Annotated in this window: 16 protein-coding genes; 9 read left to right on the top strand and 7 right to left on the bottom strand. The window is 74.4% G+C overall.

Annotated elements, in window-relative coordinates; genetic code table 11:
- Positions 1-12: 12 nt before the first annotated feature.
- Genes HT134_RS29410 through HT134_RS29420 form a run of 3 tightly spaced genes read left to right on the top strand, consistent with a single transcriptional unit; the run spans position 13 to position 2,968 of the window.
- A complete protein-coding gene (locus tag HT134_RS29410; RefSeq protein ID WP_175603698.1) occupies positions 13-756 on the top strand; it encodes a class I SAM-dependent DNA methyltransferase in 744 nt (247 codons plus the stop codon).
- Positions 756-1,904 (top strand): iron-containing redox enzyme family protein, encoded by a 1,149-nt coding sequence (locus tag HT134_RS29415; RefSeq protein ID WP_175603699.1) that lies wholly within the window; start codon positions 756-758, stop codon positions 1,902-1,904. Before HT134_RS29410 ends, HT134_RS29415 begins: the two co-directional genes overlap by 1 nt.
- A 5-nt stretch (positions 1,905-1,909) precedes the next feature.
- On the top strand, positions 1,910-2,968 hold the full coding sequence (locus tag HT134_RS29420) for a glycosyltransferase family 2 protein (RefSeq protein ID WP_175603832.1): 1,059 nt from the start codon (positions 1,910-1,912) through the stop codon (positions 2,966-2,968).
- Here HT134_RS29420 and HT134_RS29425 read toward each other — a convergent pair.
- Positions 2,958-3,401 (bottom strand): DUF4383 domain-containing protein, encoded by a 444-nt coding sequence (locus HT134_RS29425; protein WP_175603700.1) that lies wholly within the window; start codon positions 3,399-3,401, stop codon positions 2,958-2,960. The two genes, HT134_RS29420 and HT134_RS29425, sit on opposite strands and share 11 nt — an antisense overlap.
- A 147-nt stretch (positions 3,402-3,548) precedes the next feature.
- Between HT134_RS29425 and HT134_RS29430 the strand changes: the two genes are divergently transcribed.
- Positions 3,549-4,751, top strand: coding sequence for a hypothetical protein (locus HT134_RS29430; RefSeq protein WP_175603701.1), 1,203 nt, complete (start codon positions 3,549-3,551; stop codon positions 4,749-4,751).
- A 27-nt stretch (positions 4,752-4,778) separates the two neighbouring features.
- Here HT134_RS29430 and HT134_RS29435 read toward each other — a convergent pair whose 3' ends face one another.
- On the bottom strand, positions 4,779-5,627 hold the full coding sequence (locus HT134_RS29435; RefSeq protein ID WP_175603702.1) for an SAM-dependent methyltransferase: 849 nt from the start codon (positions 5,625-5,627) through the stop codon (positions 4,779-4,781).
- A 157-nt stretch (positions 5,628-5,784) separates the two neighbouring features.
- Entirely contained in the window at positions 5,785-6,624 is an 840-nt protein-coding gene (locus HT134_RS29440) for a universal stress protein (protein ID WP_175603703.1), read from the bottom strand.
- A 154-nt stretch (positions 6,625-6,778) separates the two neighbouring features.
- Between HT134_RS29440 and HT134_RS29445 the strand changes: the two genes are divergently transcribed.
- Both HT134_RS29445 and HT134_RS29450 read left to right on the top strand, forming a co-directional pair.
- Positions 6,779-7,420 (top strand): response regulator transcription factor, encoded by a 642-nt coding sequence (locus HT134_RS29445; RefSeq protein ID WP_175603704.1) that lies wholly within the window; start codon positions 6,779-6,781, stop codon positions 7,418-7,420.
- Between the two features lie 123 nt (positions 7,421-7,543).
- Positions 7,544-7,957, top strand: coding sequence for a pyridoxamine 5'-phosphate oxidase family protein (locus HT134_RS29450; protein WP_175603705.1), 414 nt, complete (start codon positions 7,544-7,546; stop codon positions 7,955-7,957).
- A 54-nt stretch (positions 7,958-8,011) separates the two neighbouring features.
- Here HT134_RS29450 and HT134_RS29455 read toward each other — a convergent pair whose 3' ends face one another.
- From HT134_RS29455 to HT134_RS29470, 4 genes are all read right to left on the bottom strand, one after another.
- On the bottom strand, positions 8,012-9,697 hold the full coding sequence (locus tag HT134_RS29455; RefSeq protein WP_175603706.1) for a sensor histidine kinase: 1,686 nt from the start codon (positions 9,695-9,697) through the stop codon (positions 8,012-8,014).
- A gap of 39 nt (positions 9,698-9,736) precedes the next feature.
- Positions 9,737-10,723, bottom strand: coding sequence for an Acg family FMN-binding oxidoreductase (locus HT134_RS29460; RefSeq protein WP_175603707.1), 987 nt, complete (start codon positions 10,721-10,723; stop codon positions 9,737-9,739).
- Between the two features lie 126 nt (positions 10,724-10,849).
- Positions 10,850-11,833 (bottom strand): cytochrome d ubiquinol oxidase subunit II, encoded by a 984-nt coding sequence (gene cydB / locus HT134_RS29465; protein ID WP_175603708.1) that lies wholly within the window; start codon positions 11,831-11,833, stop codon positions 10,850-10,852.
- Positions 11,834-11,889: 56 nt separating this feature from the next.
- Positions 11,890-13,266: a cytochrome ubiquinol oxidase subunit I gene (locus HT134_RS29470; protein WP_175603709.1), complete on the bottom strand. Its 1,377-nt coding sequence runs from the start codon at positions 13,264-13,266 to the stop codon at positions 11,890-11,892.
- A gap of 177 nt (positions 13,267-13,443) precedes the next feature.
- On the opposite strand from HT134_RS29470, the gene HT134_RS29475 reads away from it, so the two are divergent.
- Genes HT134_RS29475 through HT134_RS29485 form a run of 3 tightly spaced genes read left to right on the top strand, consistent with a single transcriptional unit; the run spans position 13,444 to position 17,842 of the window.
- Entirely contained in the window at positions 13,444-14,451 is a 1,008-nt protein-coding gene (locus HT134_RS29475) for an Acg family FMN-binding oxidoreductase (RefSeq protein WP_246365743.1), read from the top strand.
- Positions 14,444-17,110, top strand: a complete 2,667-nt coding sequence (locus HT134_RS29480) for a bifunctional acetate--CoA ligase family protein/GNAT family N-acetyltransferase (RefSeq protein ID WP_175603710.1) — start codon at positions 14,444-14,446, stop codon at positions 17,108-17,110. Before HT134_RS29475 ends, HT134_RS29480 begins: the two co-directional genes overlap by 8 nt.
- Positions 17,111-17,161: 51 nt before the next feature.
- Positions 17,162-17,842, top strand: coding sequence for a CBS domain-containing protein (locus HT134_RS29485; protein WP_175603711.1), 681 nt, complete (start codon positions 17,162-17,164; stop codon positions 17,840-17,842).
- Positions 17,843-17,883: the final 41 nt, after the last annotated feature.

Here is a 17,883-nt window from a genome sequence, read left to right on the forward strand (position 1 = left end):
AACGGGGGTCTCATGGCGGCAGCATTCGACGCCTCCGCCTACGGGCGGAGCATCGCCGACATCTATGACGCCACCGCCCGGGACCTGCCGACCGAGGCGACCGTCGAGCGGCTGTTCCGGCTCGCCGGTGGCGGTCCCGTGCTGGAGTTCGGGATCGGGACGGGGCGCCTCGCACTGCCCCTGGCGGCCCGGGGGCTGACCGTGGCGGGAGTGGACGGCTCGCCGGAGATGGTCGCGGAGCTGCGGCGGAAACCGGGCGGCGACCGCATCCCGGTGGCCGTCGGCGACTTCTCGGTCACCAGGGTCGAGGGCCGCTTCGCCCTGGTGGCCCTGACCACGAACACGATCTTCGCGCTGCCGTCCCAGGACGCCCAGGTGGGGTGCTTCCGCAACGCGGCCGCGCATCTGGAGCCGGGCGGCCGGTTCGTCGTGGAGGCGTGGGTGCCGGATCTGAGCGGTTTCGCCCGCGGGCCGGCGCTGCGGCTGCTGTCCCTGTCGGAGGAGGCCGTCACCGCCGAGGCCGCCCGCCTGGCGCCCGCCACGCAGATGATGTACACGACCCGCGTCCGCATGACCGACGAGGGGCTGCGGCTGCTGCCCGCCAACCACCGCTACGCCTGGCCCGCCGAGCTGGACCTGATGGGCCGGCTGGCCGGCATGACGCTGGAGTCGCGCTGGGCCGACTGGGAGGGCGCGCCGTTCGGCGACGACAGCCGGGCGCACGTGTCGGTCTACCGGCTGACCGGGGAGACGTGATGCGCCTGCCGCGTCCCCGCGGGCCCGTCACCGCGGCCCTGTTCGCCCGCCTCGCCACCGCCCCGCCCGCCGAGCCGTGGGCGGACGGCGGAGGCGGGCTGCTCGTGGACGGGTCCGCCCCGGCGCCGGGGCGGCTCGCGGACGGGTCCGCCCCGGCGCCCTCCGAGCTGGGCGACGGGGATCTCCAGCTCGCCCTGTTCGCCTGCTACGAGCTGCACTACCAGGGCTTCGACGGCGTCGATCCGCGCTGGGAGTGGGAGCCGTCGCTGCTGGCCTTGCGGGCCGTCCTCGAACGGCGCTTCGAGCGGGCCCTGGCGCGGGCGGTGCCCCGGCCGCCGGCCGTTCCTCCCGGCGAGGTGCGGGCGGCGCTGGCCGCGATGACCGCGCCCGGCGCGGGGCCGTCCACGGCGGCGTTCCTGCGGCGCCACGCCGATCTGGCGCAGTTCCGCGAGTTCGTGGCGCACCGCTCGGTGTACCACCTCAAGGAGGCCGACCCGCACACGTGGGCGATCCCCCGGCTGCGCGGCGGCCCGAAGGCGGCGCTGGTGGAGATCCAGTCCGACGAGTACGGCGGCGGCCGGACGGAGCGGATGCACGCGGAGCTGTTCCGCGCCACCATGCGGGGCCTCGGCCTGGACGACTCCTACGGCGCCTACCTGGACCGGGTTCCCGGCATCACGCTGGCGGTGTCCAACGTGATGTCGCTGTTCGGGCTGCACCGGAGGCTGCGGGGCGCGGCGGCCGGGCACCTCGCGGCGCTGGAGATGACGTCCTCGCTGCCGAACCGGCACTACGCCGAAGGCCTGCGGCGGCTCGGCGGCGACGCGACGACGGCCCGCTTCTTCGACGAGCACGTGCAGGCCGACGCCGTCCACGAGCAGATCGCCGCGCACGACCTGTGCGCGGGCCTGGCCGCGCAGGACCCGGCGCTGGCGGGCGACATCCTGTACGGGGCGGCGTGCGCCCTGGAGGTGGAGCGGCTGTGGGCCGAGCACGTGCTGGGGTGCTGGCGGCGCGGGACGTCCTCCCTGGAGCCGCCCGGGGCGGACGGGTCACGCCCGGACGCCGCCGAGGCGCGCCCGAGGACGGCCCGCGCACAGAGCGCGGGGACGGCCGGCCCGGAGAGCGCGGTGGCGAGCACCGCATGAGGAGCATGACCCGCCTCGCCCGTACGCCCCGCGAGACCCGCAGCCCGGGCGAGGCCAGCGCGACGCCCCTCGACTACGTGCTGCCCCTGCGCTGGGACGACGACGCGGGCCTGGAGGAGCTGACCGCGTACCTGCGCGAGCTGTCGCGGCACGCGCGGGTGATCGTCGTGGACGGCAGCCGGGACGAGCTGTTCGACCGGCACGCCGAGCGCTGGCGCGGGCTGGTGACGCACGTGCGCCCGGACTCCGGGCTCCGGTTCGCCAACGGCAAGGTGAACGGCGTGACGACGGGCCTGCGGCTGGCCCGCGCCCAGCACGTGGTGATCGCCGACGACGACGTCCGCTACGAGCCCGCCGCGCTGGCCGGGATGGACGCCCTGCTGGCCGGGGCCGACCTGGTCCGGCCGCAGAACCACTTCGACCCGCTCCCCTGGCACGCCCGCTGGGACACCGCGCGCACGCTGCTGAACCGGGCCCTGGGCGCCGACTACCCGGGGACGTTCGGGGTCCGGCGCTCCTTCTTCTGGGAGATGGGTGGTTACGACGGCGATGTGCTGTTCGAGAACCTGGAGCTGATCCGCACCGTCCGCGCCCGGGGCGGCGTCGAGTACCACGCCCCCGGCCTGTACGTGCGCCGGCTGCCCCCGGACGTGTCCCGGTTCTGGTCCCAGCGCGTCCGCCAGGCCTACGACGACCTGGCCCAGCCCGCGCGGCTGGCGCTGTTCCTGTCCGTGCTGCCCGCGGTGGCGGCCGGGCTGGCGCGGCGCCGGTTCGGCACGCTGGCCATGGCCGCCGGGCTGGCGGTGGGCCTGGCGGAGGCGGGCCGGCGCAGGGCGGGCGGCCGCCGGGTGTTCCCGTGGACCGCGTCGCTGTTCGCCCCGGTGTGGGTGCTGGAGCGGGCCACGTGCGCCTGGCTGGCGGTGGGCGCCGCGCTGGGCGGCGGCGTGCCGTACGCGGGGCGCAGACTGCGGCGCGCCGCGCACAGCGTACGGTCGCTGCGCCGCCGGCCTGAGCCGCTGCGCCCCCGCGGGGACGGGCCCGCTCGGGACAGGCCTACTTGGTGAGAGCCGGACGGCGCGCCAGCAGGAAGCCGAGCGCGATCATCACGACGCCGAGAAGGAAGTGCAGCCAGTCGTCGGCCGTGTTCAACGGCACGAAGTTGGCGGCGCTGGCCTTGCTGATGATCAGCCCGTAGATCCACAGCAGCAGGTAGATGACCCCGCCGCCGATCAGGAACCCGCGTGCCCCGCTGAAGGTGCGGGAGAGCACGATGCCGGCGATGCCGAACAGCAGGTGGACGATGTTGTGCAGGATCGACACCTGGAACACGCCGATCAGCAACGCGCCGGAGTCGGGGCCGGCGAAGGCGATGGCGCCGTAGTGGGTGGTGATGCCCGGGATGAAGCCGAGCACGCCCACGAGCAGGAACACCGCTCCGACGATGAGCGCGGCGGTCTGGACGGGTGTGCGGTCCGCTCTGGTTCTCGGGGTGTCCATCGAGAGCCTCCCTCGACAAGGGTGTGGCGCTTCCTCACCGTCCGGCTACCCTGCGTGGCCCGCTTCACTCGCGGCCCGGCGATTGCCCCCCACGGCTCCGGGTAGGGCGGCTGGTTCACGGAGCCGACAGCGAGGGAGCGCGGCCACATGACCTTCGACCCGCTGCGGGAGCGCGGCATCCCCTTGGACAAGCAGCTCCGCAACTGGCGCGAGCTGAACGTCACCCCGATCGACCCGGACCACTCCGATCCCTACACCCGGTGCAGGATCATCGCGATGAACGGCATCGAGGTGGAGGCGATCCTGTTCAGCCACCAGCTCGCCCGGCACTGCCCCGACCTGGAGCTCAAGCAGCAGCTCGCCCGGGTGCGCTACATCGAGGCCCAGCAGCAGAAGGCGGTCAACTGGCTGCTGCCCGGCCTGGCCTCGGTGCTGGAGACCACGCTCGCGTACGAGCAGGTGGCGGTGGACCTGACCGCGTGGGTGGCGCGGATGGAGCCCGACCCGTACCTCAAGCAGGCCTACCAGTTCGGCGTGCTGGAGGACTTCGACCACCTCTACCGGTACGCCAACCTGTACGAGATGATCGAGCACCGCAGGGCCGAGAAGATCGTCGACCAGCTCACCGAGGTCATGCCGGGCCGCCCGACGTACCTGCACCACCGCGACCCGGTCGACAACGTCCGCGAGCCGTACGACAGGATCTCGGCCCAGCCCGTCTCGAAGCTGCACGCGCTGACCATCATGGCCGCCGAGCAGCAGACCATGAACTTCTACATGAACGTCGGCCCCACCTACATGGAGCCGATCGCCCGGCAGCTCTACCAGGAGATCGGGCTGATCGAGGAGGAGCACGTCACCCACTACGAGTCGCTGGTCGACCCGGGCGAGAGCTGGTGGGAGATGCTGCTCAACCACGAGTACAACGAGTGCTACCTGTACCACTCGTTCATGCAGACCGAGTCGGACCCGAAGGTGAGGAACATCTGGGAGCTCCACCTCAACATGGAGCTGGAGCACCTGCGGCTGGCCGCCGAGCTGTTCAAGAGGCACGACGGCCGCGATCCCGAGGAGGTGGTGGCGCCCGCGCTGCCCGCTCCGGTCACCTTCGAGCCGAACAAGGAGTACCTGCGTGAGCTGATCGCCACGCAGATCGACTACACCACGCTCGGCACCGGCTACGTCCAGGACGCCCACGAGCGGTTCGAGAAGATGCAGGAGGCGCTCATGGGCGGCGAGAAGGCGCCGTCCGAGGCCGTCGTCCAGGAGAACGCCGACAAGTCCGGCCACGAGTACCGGCTGGAGACCGAGGGGCCGCACCCGGTGGGCAGCCTGCGCCTCGACCGCTGACCCCGGCCCCCTGACCGGTCCGGCCGCTCAGCGGCGGCCGGGCTCGGCCGGGGTGATCAGGCGGCCCACGGCGGCGTCGATGCGGACCGCCGGCACGCCCTCCAGCAGCGGGATGGGCGGCTCGTCCTCCTCGTCGCCCGGCATCCGCCACTCGTGGACCGGCGCGAGGCCCGGCCCGACGAGCTCGAACCCCTCGGTCAGCCGCAGCACCTGCTCGCGGGTGCGGAACACCGACTGCGCCGACGTGCCGGCCGTCGCGGTGCTGAGCTGGGCGATCGCCTCGGGTGAGCTGTCGGCCATGGCGTGGGTGAGCACGAGGTGGCTGCCGGGCGCCATCCACTTGCGGAAGTCCGCCACGATGCCGGCGGGGTCCTCGCTGTCGAGGACGAAGTGCAGGATGCCGACCATGAGCACGCCGACGGGCTGCGAGAAGTCGATCAGGCGGGTGACCCGCGGGTCGCCGAGGATGACGCCGGGCTCGCGCAGGTCGGCCTGGACGGCCTCGACGCCGGGCGAGCTGGCCAGCAGCACCTCGCTGTGGAGGCGTACGACGGGGTCGTAGTCGACGTAGACGACCCGGCTGTCGGGCGCGACCGTGCGGGCCACCTCGTGGACGCTGGGCGAGGTCGGGATGCCGGTGCCGAGGTCGAGGAACTGGCGCACCCCCCGCCGGGCCAGGTGGCGTACGGCGCGGACGAGGAAGAGCCGGTTGGCCCGGGCGACGAGCCGCGTCTCGGGGGCGACGGCGAGCAGCTTGTCGGCGAAGGCGCGGTCGACCGCGAGGTGGTCCTTGCCGCCAAGGAGGTAGTCGTAGACCCGGGCGACGCTCGGGACGCGGGGGTCCACACCCGGCGGCACTCGCTCCAGCTCGCTCACGGGGGCGCCTCCTTCGATCCGAACGCCGTACGGGTCGGGTCCGCCGCCATCCTACTCCGGTCCGCCGCGGGGAAGATCGCCTTTCCCGATCACCGCTGGAAGGATCGCCTTTCCGGATCACCGGAACGCGCGAACGGCTCCGGGCCGCGGGCCGGGGTCACGCTCCGCCGCGGACCACGGCGAGCGGGCAGGGCGCGTGGTGCAGCATGGCCTGGCTGACGGAGCCGAGCAGCATGCCGGCGAACGTCCCGTGCCCGTGGGAGCCCACGACCAGCAGGTCCGCCCCTTTCGCGGCCTGCAGGAGCACGGCCACCGGATGCCCGTGGACGACCTCCTCGACCACCGGCACGTCCGGGTGGCGCTCCCTCGGGCCGGCCAGGGCCGCCTTCAGCGCGGCCAGCTCGTCGCCCTCGCGCTCCGGGTCGGCCGGCGGGAAGCCGCCGATCCTCGGCCAGGCCCACGCGTGCACGGCCCGCAGGGCCGCCCCGCGCAGCCGCGCCTCGGCGAAGGCGAAGCCGAGCACGCGGCCGGACGACGGCGAGCCGTCCACGCCGGCCACCACCTCGCCGCGCGCCGGCGCCGCCGCCTCGCGCACCACGACCACGTCGCACGGCGCGTGCCCGGCCACGCCGTAGGCCACCGACCCCACGAGCATGCCGCGCACGCCGCCGAGGCCGTGCCCGCCGATGACCAGCAGGTCCGCGCCGGCCGCGGCCTTCACCAGGGCGGCCCGGGGGTCGCCGGGCAGCAGCGCGGCCTCGACGGCGACCTGCGGCCGCTCGCGCCGCACCCGCTCCTCGGCCGCGGCCAGCACGGTCCGCCCGCCCTCGCGCATCCAGCGCGCCACCTCGGCGTACCGGCCGCCGGCGGGCTCGCACGCCCAGGACGGCAGGGCGTGCACGAGTCTCAGCGGCGCCGCGCGCAGGGCCGCCTCGGCCGCCGCCCACCCGGCGGCCTCCAGCCCGGCCCGCGACCCGTCCACACCGGCCACGATCATCGACGTCCTCCCCCGTTGGCCCCCGTCAGCCCCCCTGCGAGTCCTTCCCCGCTCGCGCCGCCGGCACCCGCGGCCCGGCTCCGCTCCGAGACGCGCGGCTTCCGGGACCTTCGGCCCTTCCGAAAGGTCCGGACCTCCGGTTAGCGTCGGAGCCATGATTCGTGTGTTCCTCGTCGATGATCATGAGGTGGTGCGGCGGGGCGTGGCCGCCCTGCTGGACTCCGAAGACGACATCGAGGTGATCGGCGAGGCCGGCACCGCCGAGTCGGCGGTCGCCCGCATCCCCGCGCTCAAGCCGGACGTGGCGGTCCTGGACGTGCGCCTGCCCGACGGCAGCGGGGTGGACGTGTGCCGGGAGGCCCGCTCCCGGCTGCCCGGGCTGGCCTGCCTCATGCTCACCTCGTACGCGGACGACGACGCGCTGTTCGACGCGGTCATGGCCGGGGCGTCCGGCTACGTGCTCAAGCAGATCCACGGCTCCGACCTGGTCGGCGCCGTGCGCACGGTGGCCTCGGGGCAGTCGCTGCTCGACCCGCAGACCACGGCGGCGATGCTCCAGCGGCTGCGCGACCAGGCCACCCGCCAGGACCCGCTGGCCGCCCTGTCCGACCAGGAGCGCCACATCCTGGACCTCATCGGCGAGGGCCTGACGAACCGGCAGATCGGCGAGCGGCTGTTCCTCGCCGAGAAGACGGTCAAGAACTACGTGTCCAACCTGCTGGCCAAGCTCAACATGCAGCGCCGCACGCAGGCCGCCGCGCTGGCCGCCCGCCTGCGCGCCGACAAGCGCGACTGACGGCCTCCCGAACAGGCGGGAACAGGACGATCGGGGCGTTCAGCGGTGTCCGGCGCCGAACGGCGGCGACAAGGGGACCTTCGGCCCTGAGCGCGGGCGGCCCGGGCCGCCGATCCTGGAGACATGCACACCTTGGACTCGTCCGGACTGCGGGTGCTCACCCGCGAGGAGTGCCTGCGCCTGCTGTCGCGCGCGCCGATCGGGCGGATCGTGTTCACCGACCGCGCCCTTCCCGCCGTGCAGCCGGTGACCTTCCGCCTCGACGGCGACAGCGTGGTGATCCGCACCAGTCCGGGCTCGAAGCTGGCCGCGGCCACCCGGCACGCCGTGGTGGCGTTCGAGGCCGACGATTTCGACGTGGAGCGGCGGACCGGCTGGTCGGTGACCGCCGTGGGCCGCGCCCGCGCCGTGCGGGACCCGGACGAGATCGCCCGGCTGTCGGAGCTGCCGCCGGCCGCCTGGGCGCCGGGCGAGCGCAACCACTACATCGTGGTGGACATGGAGCAGGTGACGGGCCGGGAGATCACCCGCGAGTGAGCCGCCGCCGAGGCCGGCGGTCCACCCTCGACGGAGCCGCTGCCGGGCCGCGGGTCACACGGGGACGCTCCAGCACAGCCGGGTGCCCCCGTCCTCCGGGGAGCCGATCTCGAAGTCGCCGCCGAGCGCGGCGGCGCGCTCCGCCATGTTGCGCAGGCCGCTGCGCCGCCCGTCCTGGGCGAGGCCGACCCCGTTGTCGCGCACGGTGAGCGTGAGGCGATCGCCCACGACCTCGACCGACACCTCGGCCCGCGACGCCTTGGCGTGGCGCACCACGTTGGACAGCGCCTCGCGCAGCACGGCCAGCAGCTGCTCGGCCAGCTCCTCGGGCACGCGGTGGTCGAGCTGGCCCTCCATGCGCAGGCCGGGCATGAACCCGAGGTGGCCGCGCGCCGACTCCACCAGGTCGACCACGCGGGCGCGCAGGCTCGGCGCGGCCACGTCGGGCACGTTCTGCAGGGCGAAGATGGTGGAGCGGATCTGCCGGATCGTCTCGTCCAGCTCGTCGATGGCGTGCTGGAGCCGGCCGGACGCCTCGGGACGCTCCACGAGGCGCACGGTGCTCATGAGCGTCATGGCGATGGCGAACAGGCGCTGGATGACCACGTCGTGCAGGTCCTTGGCGATGCGGTCACGGTCCTCCAGCAGCGTGAGCCGCTCGGCGTCGCGGCGCGCCTCGGCCAGCTCCAGCGCGATCGCCGCCTGGCCGCCGAACGCCTCCAGCATGCGCAGCTCCGAGCCGCTGAACGGCAGCCGCCCGGACCGCTTGGCCAGGGCCAGCACCCCGCGTACGGTCTGGCCCGCGCCGAGCGGCATCAGCAGCTCGGGGCCGTAGCCGAGCACGCGCAGCGGCGACTCGGAGTCGAGCAGGTCGCCCGCGCTGAGCGCCTGGCCGCTGGTGAACACCTCGCCCGCGGCCGAACCGGTCAGCTCGTAGGCCAGGCCGGCCGCCTCGGGCGACAGGTCACCCTCGACCACCTGGGCCCGCAGCGCTCCATCCTCGCCCGGCAGCAGGACCTGCACCAGATCGGCGTCCGTCATCTGGCGGGCCCGGGCGGCCATCAGGGCCAGCACCTCGCGCGGGTCGGCCCCGGACAGCAGGCGGGTGGTGACGTCGGAGGACGCCTCCAGCCAGGTCTCGCGCCGCCGCGTCTCCTCGTACAGGCGGGCGTTCTCGATGGCGACGCCGGCGGCGGTGGCCAGCGCGATGACGATGGCCTCGTCCTCCTCGTCGAACTCTCCCCCGCCGCGCTTCTCGGTCAGGTAGAGGTTGCCGAACACCTCGTCGCGGACCCGCACCGGCACGCCGAGGAACGTGCCCATCGGCGGATGGCCAGGCGGGAACCCGTACGACTCGGGATGGTCGGAGATACGGCCGAGCCGCAGCGGCCGGGCGTCCTTGATGAGCAGCCCCAGCAGGCCGAGGCCGTGGGGCCAGTGCTCGATCCTGGCGATCTCCTCCTCCGTCAGGCCGACGGGGATGAACTGCAGCAGCGTGCTCTCCTGGCCGATCACCCCGAGGGCGCCGTAGCTGGCGTCGACCAGGTTGGTGGCCGTCTGGACGATGCGCCGCAGCACGGTCTCCAGATCGAGGTCGCTGCCGACCGAGACGACCGCCTCCAGCAGCGTGTGGACCCGGTCACGGGTGGCCAGAACGGCGTTCAGCCGGACCTGGAGCTCCGCCAGAAGCTCGTCCAGGCGCATGTTGGGCATCAGCGGGCGGTGCTCCCCTTGCGTCATACGACCAGTTTCGCACCCCCACCCGCCGGGGTCCGCATGTCACTGCAGCATCTCGGCCAGCGACCGGCGGACGCTCTCCTTGTCGTCGAACGTGATGCCCAGCCGCATGATCATCTGCGGGTACTCGTCCGAGCACAGCTCGTGACGCAGGAACTCCCGCAGGTGGTACATCTCCAGCGCCTGGGTGTGGAAGGCGGCGCTGACGCCGTGCGCGCAGGCGTGCAGCAGGCTCCGCTGGAGCGCCTGGCCGGCCGCGATCCACTGCTCGCGGGTGTCGCCGGTCGTGGTCAGCAACGCCACCTCCCCCACGGACGCCGAGCGGCTGAGGTCGGCCTGGCTGCCCCACTCGTGGCGCCAGGCGTAGTCGCGCTGCGGGAAGTCGGGGTCCGTGGGCGGCGCGGTGCGCGGGTAGCCCTCGGCGGGCACGCCGTCGCGGCGGGAGCTGCCCGGCGGCCGGGCCCAGCGGATGACCTCCAGGGTGAGCACGCGGTCCTGGGACTGCGCGCCCTGCGCGGCCTGCGTGAGCGCGGCGAGCATCGCCACCGCGACCGGTGCGCGGACCGGCGTCAGCCGGGCACCCTCGATCCGGGCCTCGCGCACCAGGGCGTCCATGAGCCGCTCGGGCACCGGCAGGTCGGTGAACCCGGCCCGGTGGGTGCGCCGCCGCTCGATCTGCCGGCCCATCGCGCGCACTTTCTCGTCGGGCTCGGCGGGCTCGCCCAGCGTGATCGTGGCGACGAGCGAGGGCCGGTCCGGGTCCGGCAGCACGCGCACGACGGGCTCGATGCCCTCGCAGCGCAGCGCCGTACGGATCGTGAACAGGGCGGCGCCGCAGCTGATGAGCAGCTCGCGGCCGGAGGGGTCGCCCAGGCGCAGCTTGCGGTCCACGTCGGCGCGCAGGCTGATCTCCTCGCCGGAGACGGCGAAGCTCCACGGCTGGGTGTTGTGCACGGACGGCGCCCAGCGCGCCGCTTCGAGCGCGCCCTGGATGGCGCGTTCCCTGTGCTCTGCCGTACGGGTGATCATGGCGATACCTCCCAGAGGTGATGAGACCAGACCATCACGGGCGCCATGCCGCGGGCAGGGCCGAAGGTCCCGTGACGGGGGGCCCTGCGCCCCCGCCGCCGGGACCTTCGCGGACGCGCGGGCAGGTCAGTGCAGGGCCGCGTGCGACGGCTCGCCCGTGAGGCGGCGGCGGAACACCCAGTACGTCCACGCCTGGTAGGCGAGCACGACCGGCGTGCAGACGGCGGCGACCCAGGTCATCACCGTGAGCGTGTACGGCGAGGAGGCCGCGTTGGCCACGGTCAGGCTGTTGGCCGGGTCGAGGGCGGGCATGACGTCCGGCCACAGGCTCGTGAACAGGGTGGCGGTGAACGCCGCGATGCCGGCGGCGCTGGCGGCGAACGCCCAGCCGTCGCGGCCGGCCGCCGTGGCGGCCACGGTGCCGAGCAGGCCGGCGACGGCCACCGCGACCGCGGCCCAGGACAGCGGACCGGAGCGGATGACCAGCAGGAACGCCGCCACCACGACCAGGGCCGCCGGGGCGAGCACGCGGGCCGCCCGGACGGCCCGCCCGCGCAGCTCGCCGGTGGTGCGCAGGGCCAGGAACACCGCGCCGTGCAGCGTGAACAGCAGCAGGGTGGCAGCGCCGCCGAGCAGCGCGACCGGGTTGAGCAGGGTCAGCAGCGTGCCGGTGAACTCGTGGCGGGCGTCGAGCGGGACCCCGCGCACGATGTTGGCGAAGGCCACGCCCCACAGCAGCGCCGGGACGAGCGACCCCCAGAAGAAGGCCCGGTCCCAGCCGCGCGTGCCGTCGCTCTTGCTGCGGTACTCCAGGGCCACGCCGCGGGCGATCAGCGCCAGCAGGATGAGGAAGAGCGGCAGGTAGAAGCCGCTGAACAGGGTGGCGTACCACTCGGGGAAGGCGGCGAACGTCGCGCCGCCCGCCACCAGCAGCCACACCTCGTTGCCGTCCCACACGGGGCCGATCGTGCCCACGGCGGCGCGCCGGTCGGCCTCGCCGCGGGCCAGGAAGGGCAGCAGGACGCCGACGCCGAAGTCGAAGCCCTCCAGGACGAAGTAGCCGGTCCACAGGACGGCGATGAGCGTGAACCAGACGGTGGTGAGTTCCATGACGGCGTGTCCTCACAAGCTCTTGCGCGGCGTTCAGGCGGGTGTTCGGGGGGCGTTCAGTAGGCCAGGGCCGGGGTGGCGGCCTCGGCCTCGGCCTCGGGCTCGTGCGGGCCGATGCGGATGAACTTCAGCAGCAGCCGCACCTCGATGACCGCCAGCACGGCGTAGACGAGGGTGAACCCGACCAGGGTGACGGCCACCGACGCGACGTCCGCGCCGGGCGAGACGGCCGCGGCGGTCCGCATGACGCCGAAGACGGTCCACGGCTGGCGCCCCATCTCGGTGAAGATCCAGCCGAGCGAGTTCGCCAGGAACGGCAGGCCGATGCCGGCGATGGCCGCGCGGTGGGCCCAGCGGCCCGCCGGGACCCGGCCGCGCCGGGTCAGCCAGAGCCCGGCCAGCGCGAGCAGCGCCGACAGCGCCCCGAACCCGATCATCAGCCGGAAGGACCAGTACGCCAGGCCGACCACCGGCCGGTAGTCGCCGGGGCCGTAGAGGGCCTGGTAGCGGGCCTGGATGTCGTTGATGCCCTCCACCTTGCCGTCGAGCGTGTTCGTCGACAGCAGGCTCAGACCGTAGGGGATCTGCAGGTTGACGTGGTTGCGGCCGTTCTCGACGTCGCCGACCGCGAACAGCGAGAAGCCGGCCGACGTCTCGTCCTCCCACAGCGCCTCGGCGGCGGCCATCTTCATCGGCTGCTGCCGGGTCATGATCTGCGCCTGCCAGTGCCCGGAGAGGGCCACGCCGATCCCGGCCGCCAGGCTGACGACCAGCGCGAGGCGGGCCGAGCGGCGGAAGAGGTCCACGTCCCGCCCGCGCAGCAGGAACCACGCGCTGATGCCGAGGACGAACGCGCCCGCGGTCAGGAACGCCCCGAACAGGACGTGGGGGAACGTGGCCAGCGTGGTGGAGTTGGTCAGCACCGCCCAGATGTCGGTCAGCTCCGCCCGGCCGTCGTGGATCCGGTAGCCCACGGGATGCTGCATCCAGGAGTTCGCGGCCAGGATGAAGTAGGCGGACAGGGTGGTGCCGATGGCGGCCAGCCAGATCGTGGCCAGGTGGACCCGCTTCGGCAGCCGGTCCCAGCCGAAGATCCACAGCCCGAGGAACGTGGACTCCAGGAAGAAGGCCACCAGGCCCTCCATCGCCAGGGGCGCGCCGAACACGTCGCCCACGAACCTGGAGTAGGCGCTCCAGTTCATGCCGAACTGGAACTCCTGCACGATGCCGGTCACCACGCCCATCGCGAAGTTGATGAGGAACAGCCGCCCCCAGAACCGCGTCAGCCGCAGGTACTCCTGCCTGCCGGTGCGGTACCACGCCGTCTGAAGCCCGGCCACGACCACCGACAGGCCGATCGTGAGCGGCACGAACAGGAAGTGGTAGACGGTCGTGATGCCGAACTGCCAGCGCGAGAGATCGAGGACATCCATGGCGGCTAGGTTCCGGCATCGGCCGTGCCGTCACGTAGGGTCACCCGGCCCCGACCGGCGGGACCTTGGTCCTCGATGCCTCTGCCCCGCTGGTGGGACCTTCGGCGCGATCACGCGGGTCCTCCGGCTCTGCCGGGCTCGGCGGCCCCGCGGGAGGGTCGGGGCGGGAGGTACGTCATGTCCACTCCGACCGCTTCGACCGCGGCCACCCGGGCCGCCGCGACCGCCGCCACGCCGATGACCACGGAGCTCGGGGTCCGGCGGCTGCTCGCCGCGGCGGGCCAGGCGCCGTCGGTGCTCAACACCCAGCCGTGGCGCCTCGACGTCGTGCGCCACGAGTTCGTGGAGCTGCTCGCCGACCCCGACCGACGGCTGCGGGTCAGCGACCCGCGCGGCCGCTCCCAGCACGTGAGCTGCGGCGCGGCCCTGTTCAACCTCCGGCTCGCCGTGCGCGCTGCCGGGTTCCGCCCGGTGGTGTGGCTGCTGCCCGGCGGGCAGGACGAGCCGCACCTGCTGGCCGCCGTCCGCGCCGCCGAGGCCCCCGGCGGCCGTCACGGCGGGCGCGAGCTGTACGAGCTGATCTGGCGGCGGCGCACGAACCGGGAGCCGTTCTCCGCCGAGCCGGTCCCGCCGGACGTGCTGGCCGGCCTGCGGATCGCCGCGTCGCGGGAGGGCGCCAACCTCGTGCTCCTCGACCGTGCCGGCGCCGAGGAGGTGCTCGACCAGGCCGCGACGGCCGACGACGAGCTGACCGGCGACCACGACTACCAGGCCGAGCTGGCCGCCTGGACGACGCCCGGGCCGCGCCACGACGGGCTGCCGCCGTACGTGCGCGGGCCGCGCCCGGCCGGGGAGCCGGTGCCGGTGCGCTCCTTCGGGCGGCGCGCCGGAAGCGCCCGGTTCGAGCGGCACCCGCAGATCGCCGTGCTGACGACCCCCGGCGACCGGCCCGTGGACTGGCTGCGCGCCGGTCAGGCCCTGCAGCGCATGCTCCTGGTGGCCACCCTGCACGGCGTGTCGGCGTCGTTCCTCAACCAGCCCCTGGACCTGCGCGACATGCGCGGCCGCCGCGACCCGCGCCACCGGCGCGGCCACCCACAGATGATCATCAGGCTCGGGTACGGCCCGTACGTGGCGCGCGCCCCGCGCCGCCCCGCCCGCGAGCTGGAGATCTCCCATGTCTGACGCCCTCATCGGATCCGCGCGCAAGGCCGGTCCCGACGCCGGGTACGACGTGCTCCTGCGGCAGGGCGGCATCGCGCACGTCCGCCCCCTGTGCCCCGGTGACCGGCGGGCCCTGCACGAGCTGGTCGACCGCTCGTCGGAGCACTCGGCGTACCTGCGCTTCTTCACCGGCGGCCGCAACACGGCGCACTCCTACATGGACCGCGTCACGGGTCCCGGCTACGAGGGCCGCGCCCTGGTGGCGACCGTGCGCGGCCGGCTGGTCGGCGTCGCCGAGTACATCCCGTACGGCGACGGCCGGGCGGACCTGGCCATCCTGCTCGACGACGCCGTCCACGGCCACGGGCTGGGCACGCTGCTGCTGGAGCACGTGGCGCTGGACGCGGCGGCGCACGGCGTGCGGGAGCTGGTCGCCGACGTGCTGGCCGAGAACCGGGCCATGATCAGCGTGTTGTCCGCCCTCGGCCTCGACACGACCCGTCACGCCGACTCGGGCACCCTGCGCATCGCCCTGTCCTGCCGGCCCACGGCCCTGCTGCGGGCCGGCGTCGAGGCGCGCGACCACGTCGCCGAGCGCGCGTCGCTGGCGCACGTGCTCGCGCCCCGGTCCGTGGCGGTGATCGGCGCGAGCCGCGACCCGGCGGGCGTGGGGCACCGGGTGCTGCGCAACCTCATCGACGGCTGCTACGCCGGGCCGCTCTACCCGGTCAACCCGAAGGCGGACCGGATCGCCGGCCTGACGTGCTACCCGGACCTGCGCGCCGTGCCCGGGCCCGTGGACCTCGCCGTGGTCGCCGTGCCGCCCGAGCGCGTGCTCGACGTGGCGCGGGACTGCGCCGAGGCCGGCGTGGCGGGGCTGGTGGTGGTGACGTCGGGGTTCGCCGAGGCCGGGCGGGCCGGCGCCGAGGCCGAGCTGCTGCGGGTCTGCCGGACCGCGGGGATGCGGCTGATCGGCCCCAACTGCCTCGGCGTGGTCAACACCGGCGCCCGCCTCAACGCCAGCTTCCTGCCGATCGCCCCGGCCCGGGGCCGCGTCGCGCTGATGTCGCAGTCGGGCGCCGTGGGCGCGGCGCTGCTGGAGCGGCTGGACGTGTCGTCGTTCGTCTCGGTGGGCAACAAGGCCGACGTCAGCGGCAACGACCTGCTGGAGTACTGGGAGGACGACCCCGACACGGACGTCGTCGTGCTGTACCTGGAGTCGTTCGGCAACCCGCGCAGGTTCGCCCGCATCGCCCGCCGCGTGGCCGGCGCCAAGCCCGTCCTGCTCGTCAAGAGCGGCCGGACCGGCGCGGGGGACCGGGCGGTCCGCTCGCACACCGCCGCCAAGGCCACCCCGGACGTGGCCGTGGACGCGCTCGTCCGCGCCGCGGGCGTGATCCGGCTGGACAGCGTGCACGAGCTGATCGACACCGCCCGGCTGCTGTCCTCCCAGCCGCTTCCCCGGGGCCGCCGCGTCGCGATCGTGGGCAACTCGGGCGGTCCGCAGGCGATGGCCGCCGACGCCTGCGAGCGGCACGGTCTCGTCGTGCCCGAGCTGCCCGCCGGGCTGGTGCGGGCGCGCGGGGCGGCGGCCGTGGGCAACCCCGTCGACCTGACGGCCGAGGCGCTCGCCGCCGAGATCGGCGCGGCGGTCGAGGCCGTGGCGGGCTCGCCCGACGTGGACGCGGTCATCGTCGTCTACACGCCGCCGTTCGGGTCCGGTCCGGAGGAGACCCGCCGCGCCATCGTCGCGGCCGCCGAGAGGGTCGCCGGAGGCCCGGGCGGGGCGGGCAAGCCCGTGCTCGCGTGCGTCGTCGGCCACGACGGCCTCATCGAGGGCCGCGTCCCCGGCTACGCCTACCCGGAGCAGGCGGTCGAGGCGCTCGCGCACGCCGTGCGGTACGCCGAGTGGCGGGCGCGCCCCGCCGAGCTGCCCGAGGAGCCGCCGCCCGCCGAGACCGAGCGGGCGTGCGCCCTGGTCCTGGCCGAGCTGGCGGACAGTCCCGGCGGGCGCTGGCTCGCCCCGTCGACCGTCCTGCGCCTGCTCGGCTGCTACGGGCTCGACCTCGTCCGGTCGGCGGAGGCGGACGGGCCGGACGCCGCGGCCGCGGCCGCCGTGTCGCTCGGCCTGCCGGTGGTGCTCAAGGCCGCCGGTCCCGTCCACAAGAGCGACGTCGGCGGCGTCCGGCTCGGGCTGCGCACGCCGGAGGAGGTACGCGAGGCGTACGAGGAGATGGCGGCCCGGATCGGGCCCGCGATGACCGGCGCGACCGTGCAGCCGATGCTGCCGCCGGGCGTGGAGATCATCGTGGGCGGGGTCAACTATCCCGTGTTCGGGCCGCTGGTGATGGTGGGGATGGGCGGCGTCACCGCGGAGCTGGTCGCCGACCAGGCGTTCCGGGTGCCGCCGGTCACCACCGCGGCGGCCACGGAGATGATCGGCGAGCTGCGGTGCGCGCCGCTGCTGCACGGCTACCGGGGCGCGCGGCCCGCCGACGTGGCGGCGCTGGCGCGGCAGGTCGTCCGCGTCGGGCGGCTGCTGGAGGAGCTGCCCGAGGTGGCCGAGCTGGACCTCAACCCGGTGATCGTCTCCCCGGACGGCGCGGTGACGGTGGACGCCCGGATCCGGGTCGCGCCCGGTGACCCCCAGCCGTCGCCCCTGCTGCGCCGCCTGCGCTGAGGGGCGGCCGTGATGAGAATCCAGAACCGACACGGAAAGGCGGACACGACGATGAGGACGACCGTCAGGGACGTGATGACGCGTGACGTGGTCACCGTCACCGGGAGCACGCCGTTCAAGGACATCGCCCAGGCGCTCATCGAGGGCGGCATCAGCGCGGTGCCCGTGCTGGACGACGACCGCCGGGTGATCGGCGTCGTGTCCGAGGCCGACCTGCTGCGCAAGGAGGAGTTCCGGGAGCAGTTCTACCGCGAGGGCTACCGGCCGCCGCTGCGGGCGCGGCTGCGCCACCCCAAGGGGCGGGAGAAGGCCGCCGGCGACACGGCGGCCGAGCTCATGACGTCGCCCCCGGTGACGATCCCGCCGGAGGCGCCGGTCGCGGCGGCCGCCCGTCTCATGGACTCCCGCGACGTCAAGCGGCTGGCCGTGGTGGACGGCGAGGGACGCCTGGTGGGCGTCGTCAGCCGGCGCGACCTGGTCAAGCTGTTCCTGCGCGGCGACCAGGAGATCGCGGCGGAGATCCGCGACGACATCCTCGACCGGGCGCTGTGGATGGACACCTCCGGCGTCACCGTCGAGGTGCGCCAGGGCGTCGTGACGCTGAGCGGGTGGATGGAGCGCCGCACGGAGGCGGCCATCGCCGCGCGCATGACCGGCCGGGTCCACGGCGTGGTGGACGTCGTGGACCGGCTCACCTGGAAGCACGACGACTCGACGTGGGAGGCGGGCTGAGGTCGGGGCCGGCCGTCCCGGGAAGGGACGGCCGGCCCGAA

The sequence above is a fragment of the Nonomuraea rhodomycinica genome (assembly GCF_013363995.1).
GTDB lineage: Bacteria > Actinomycetota > Actinomycetes > Streptosporangiales > Streptosporangiaceae > Nonomuraea > Nonomuraea rhodomycinica.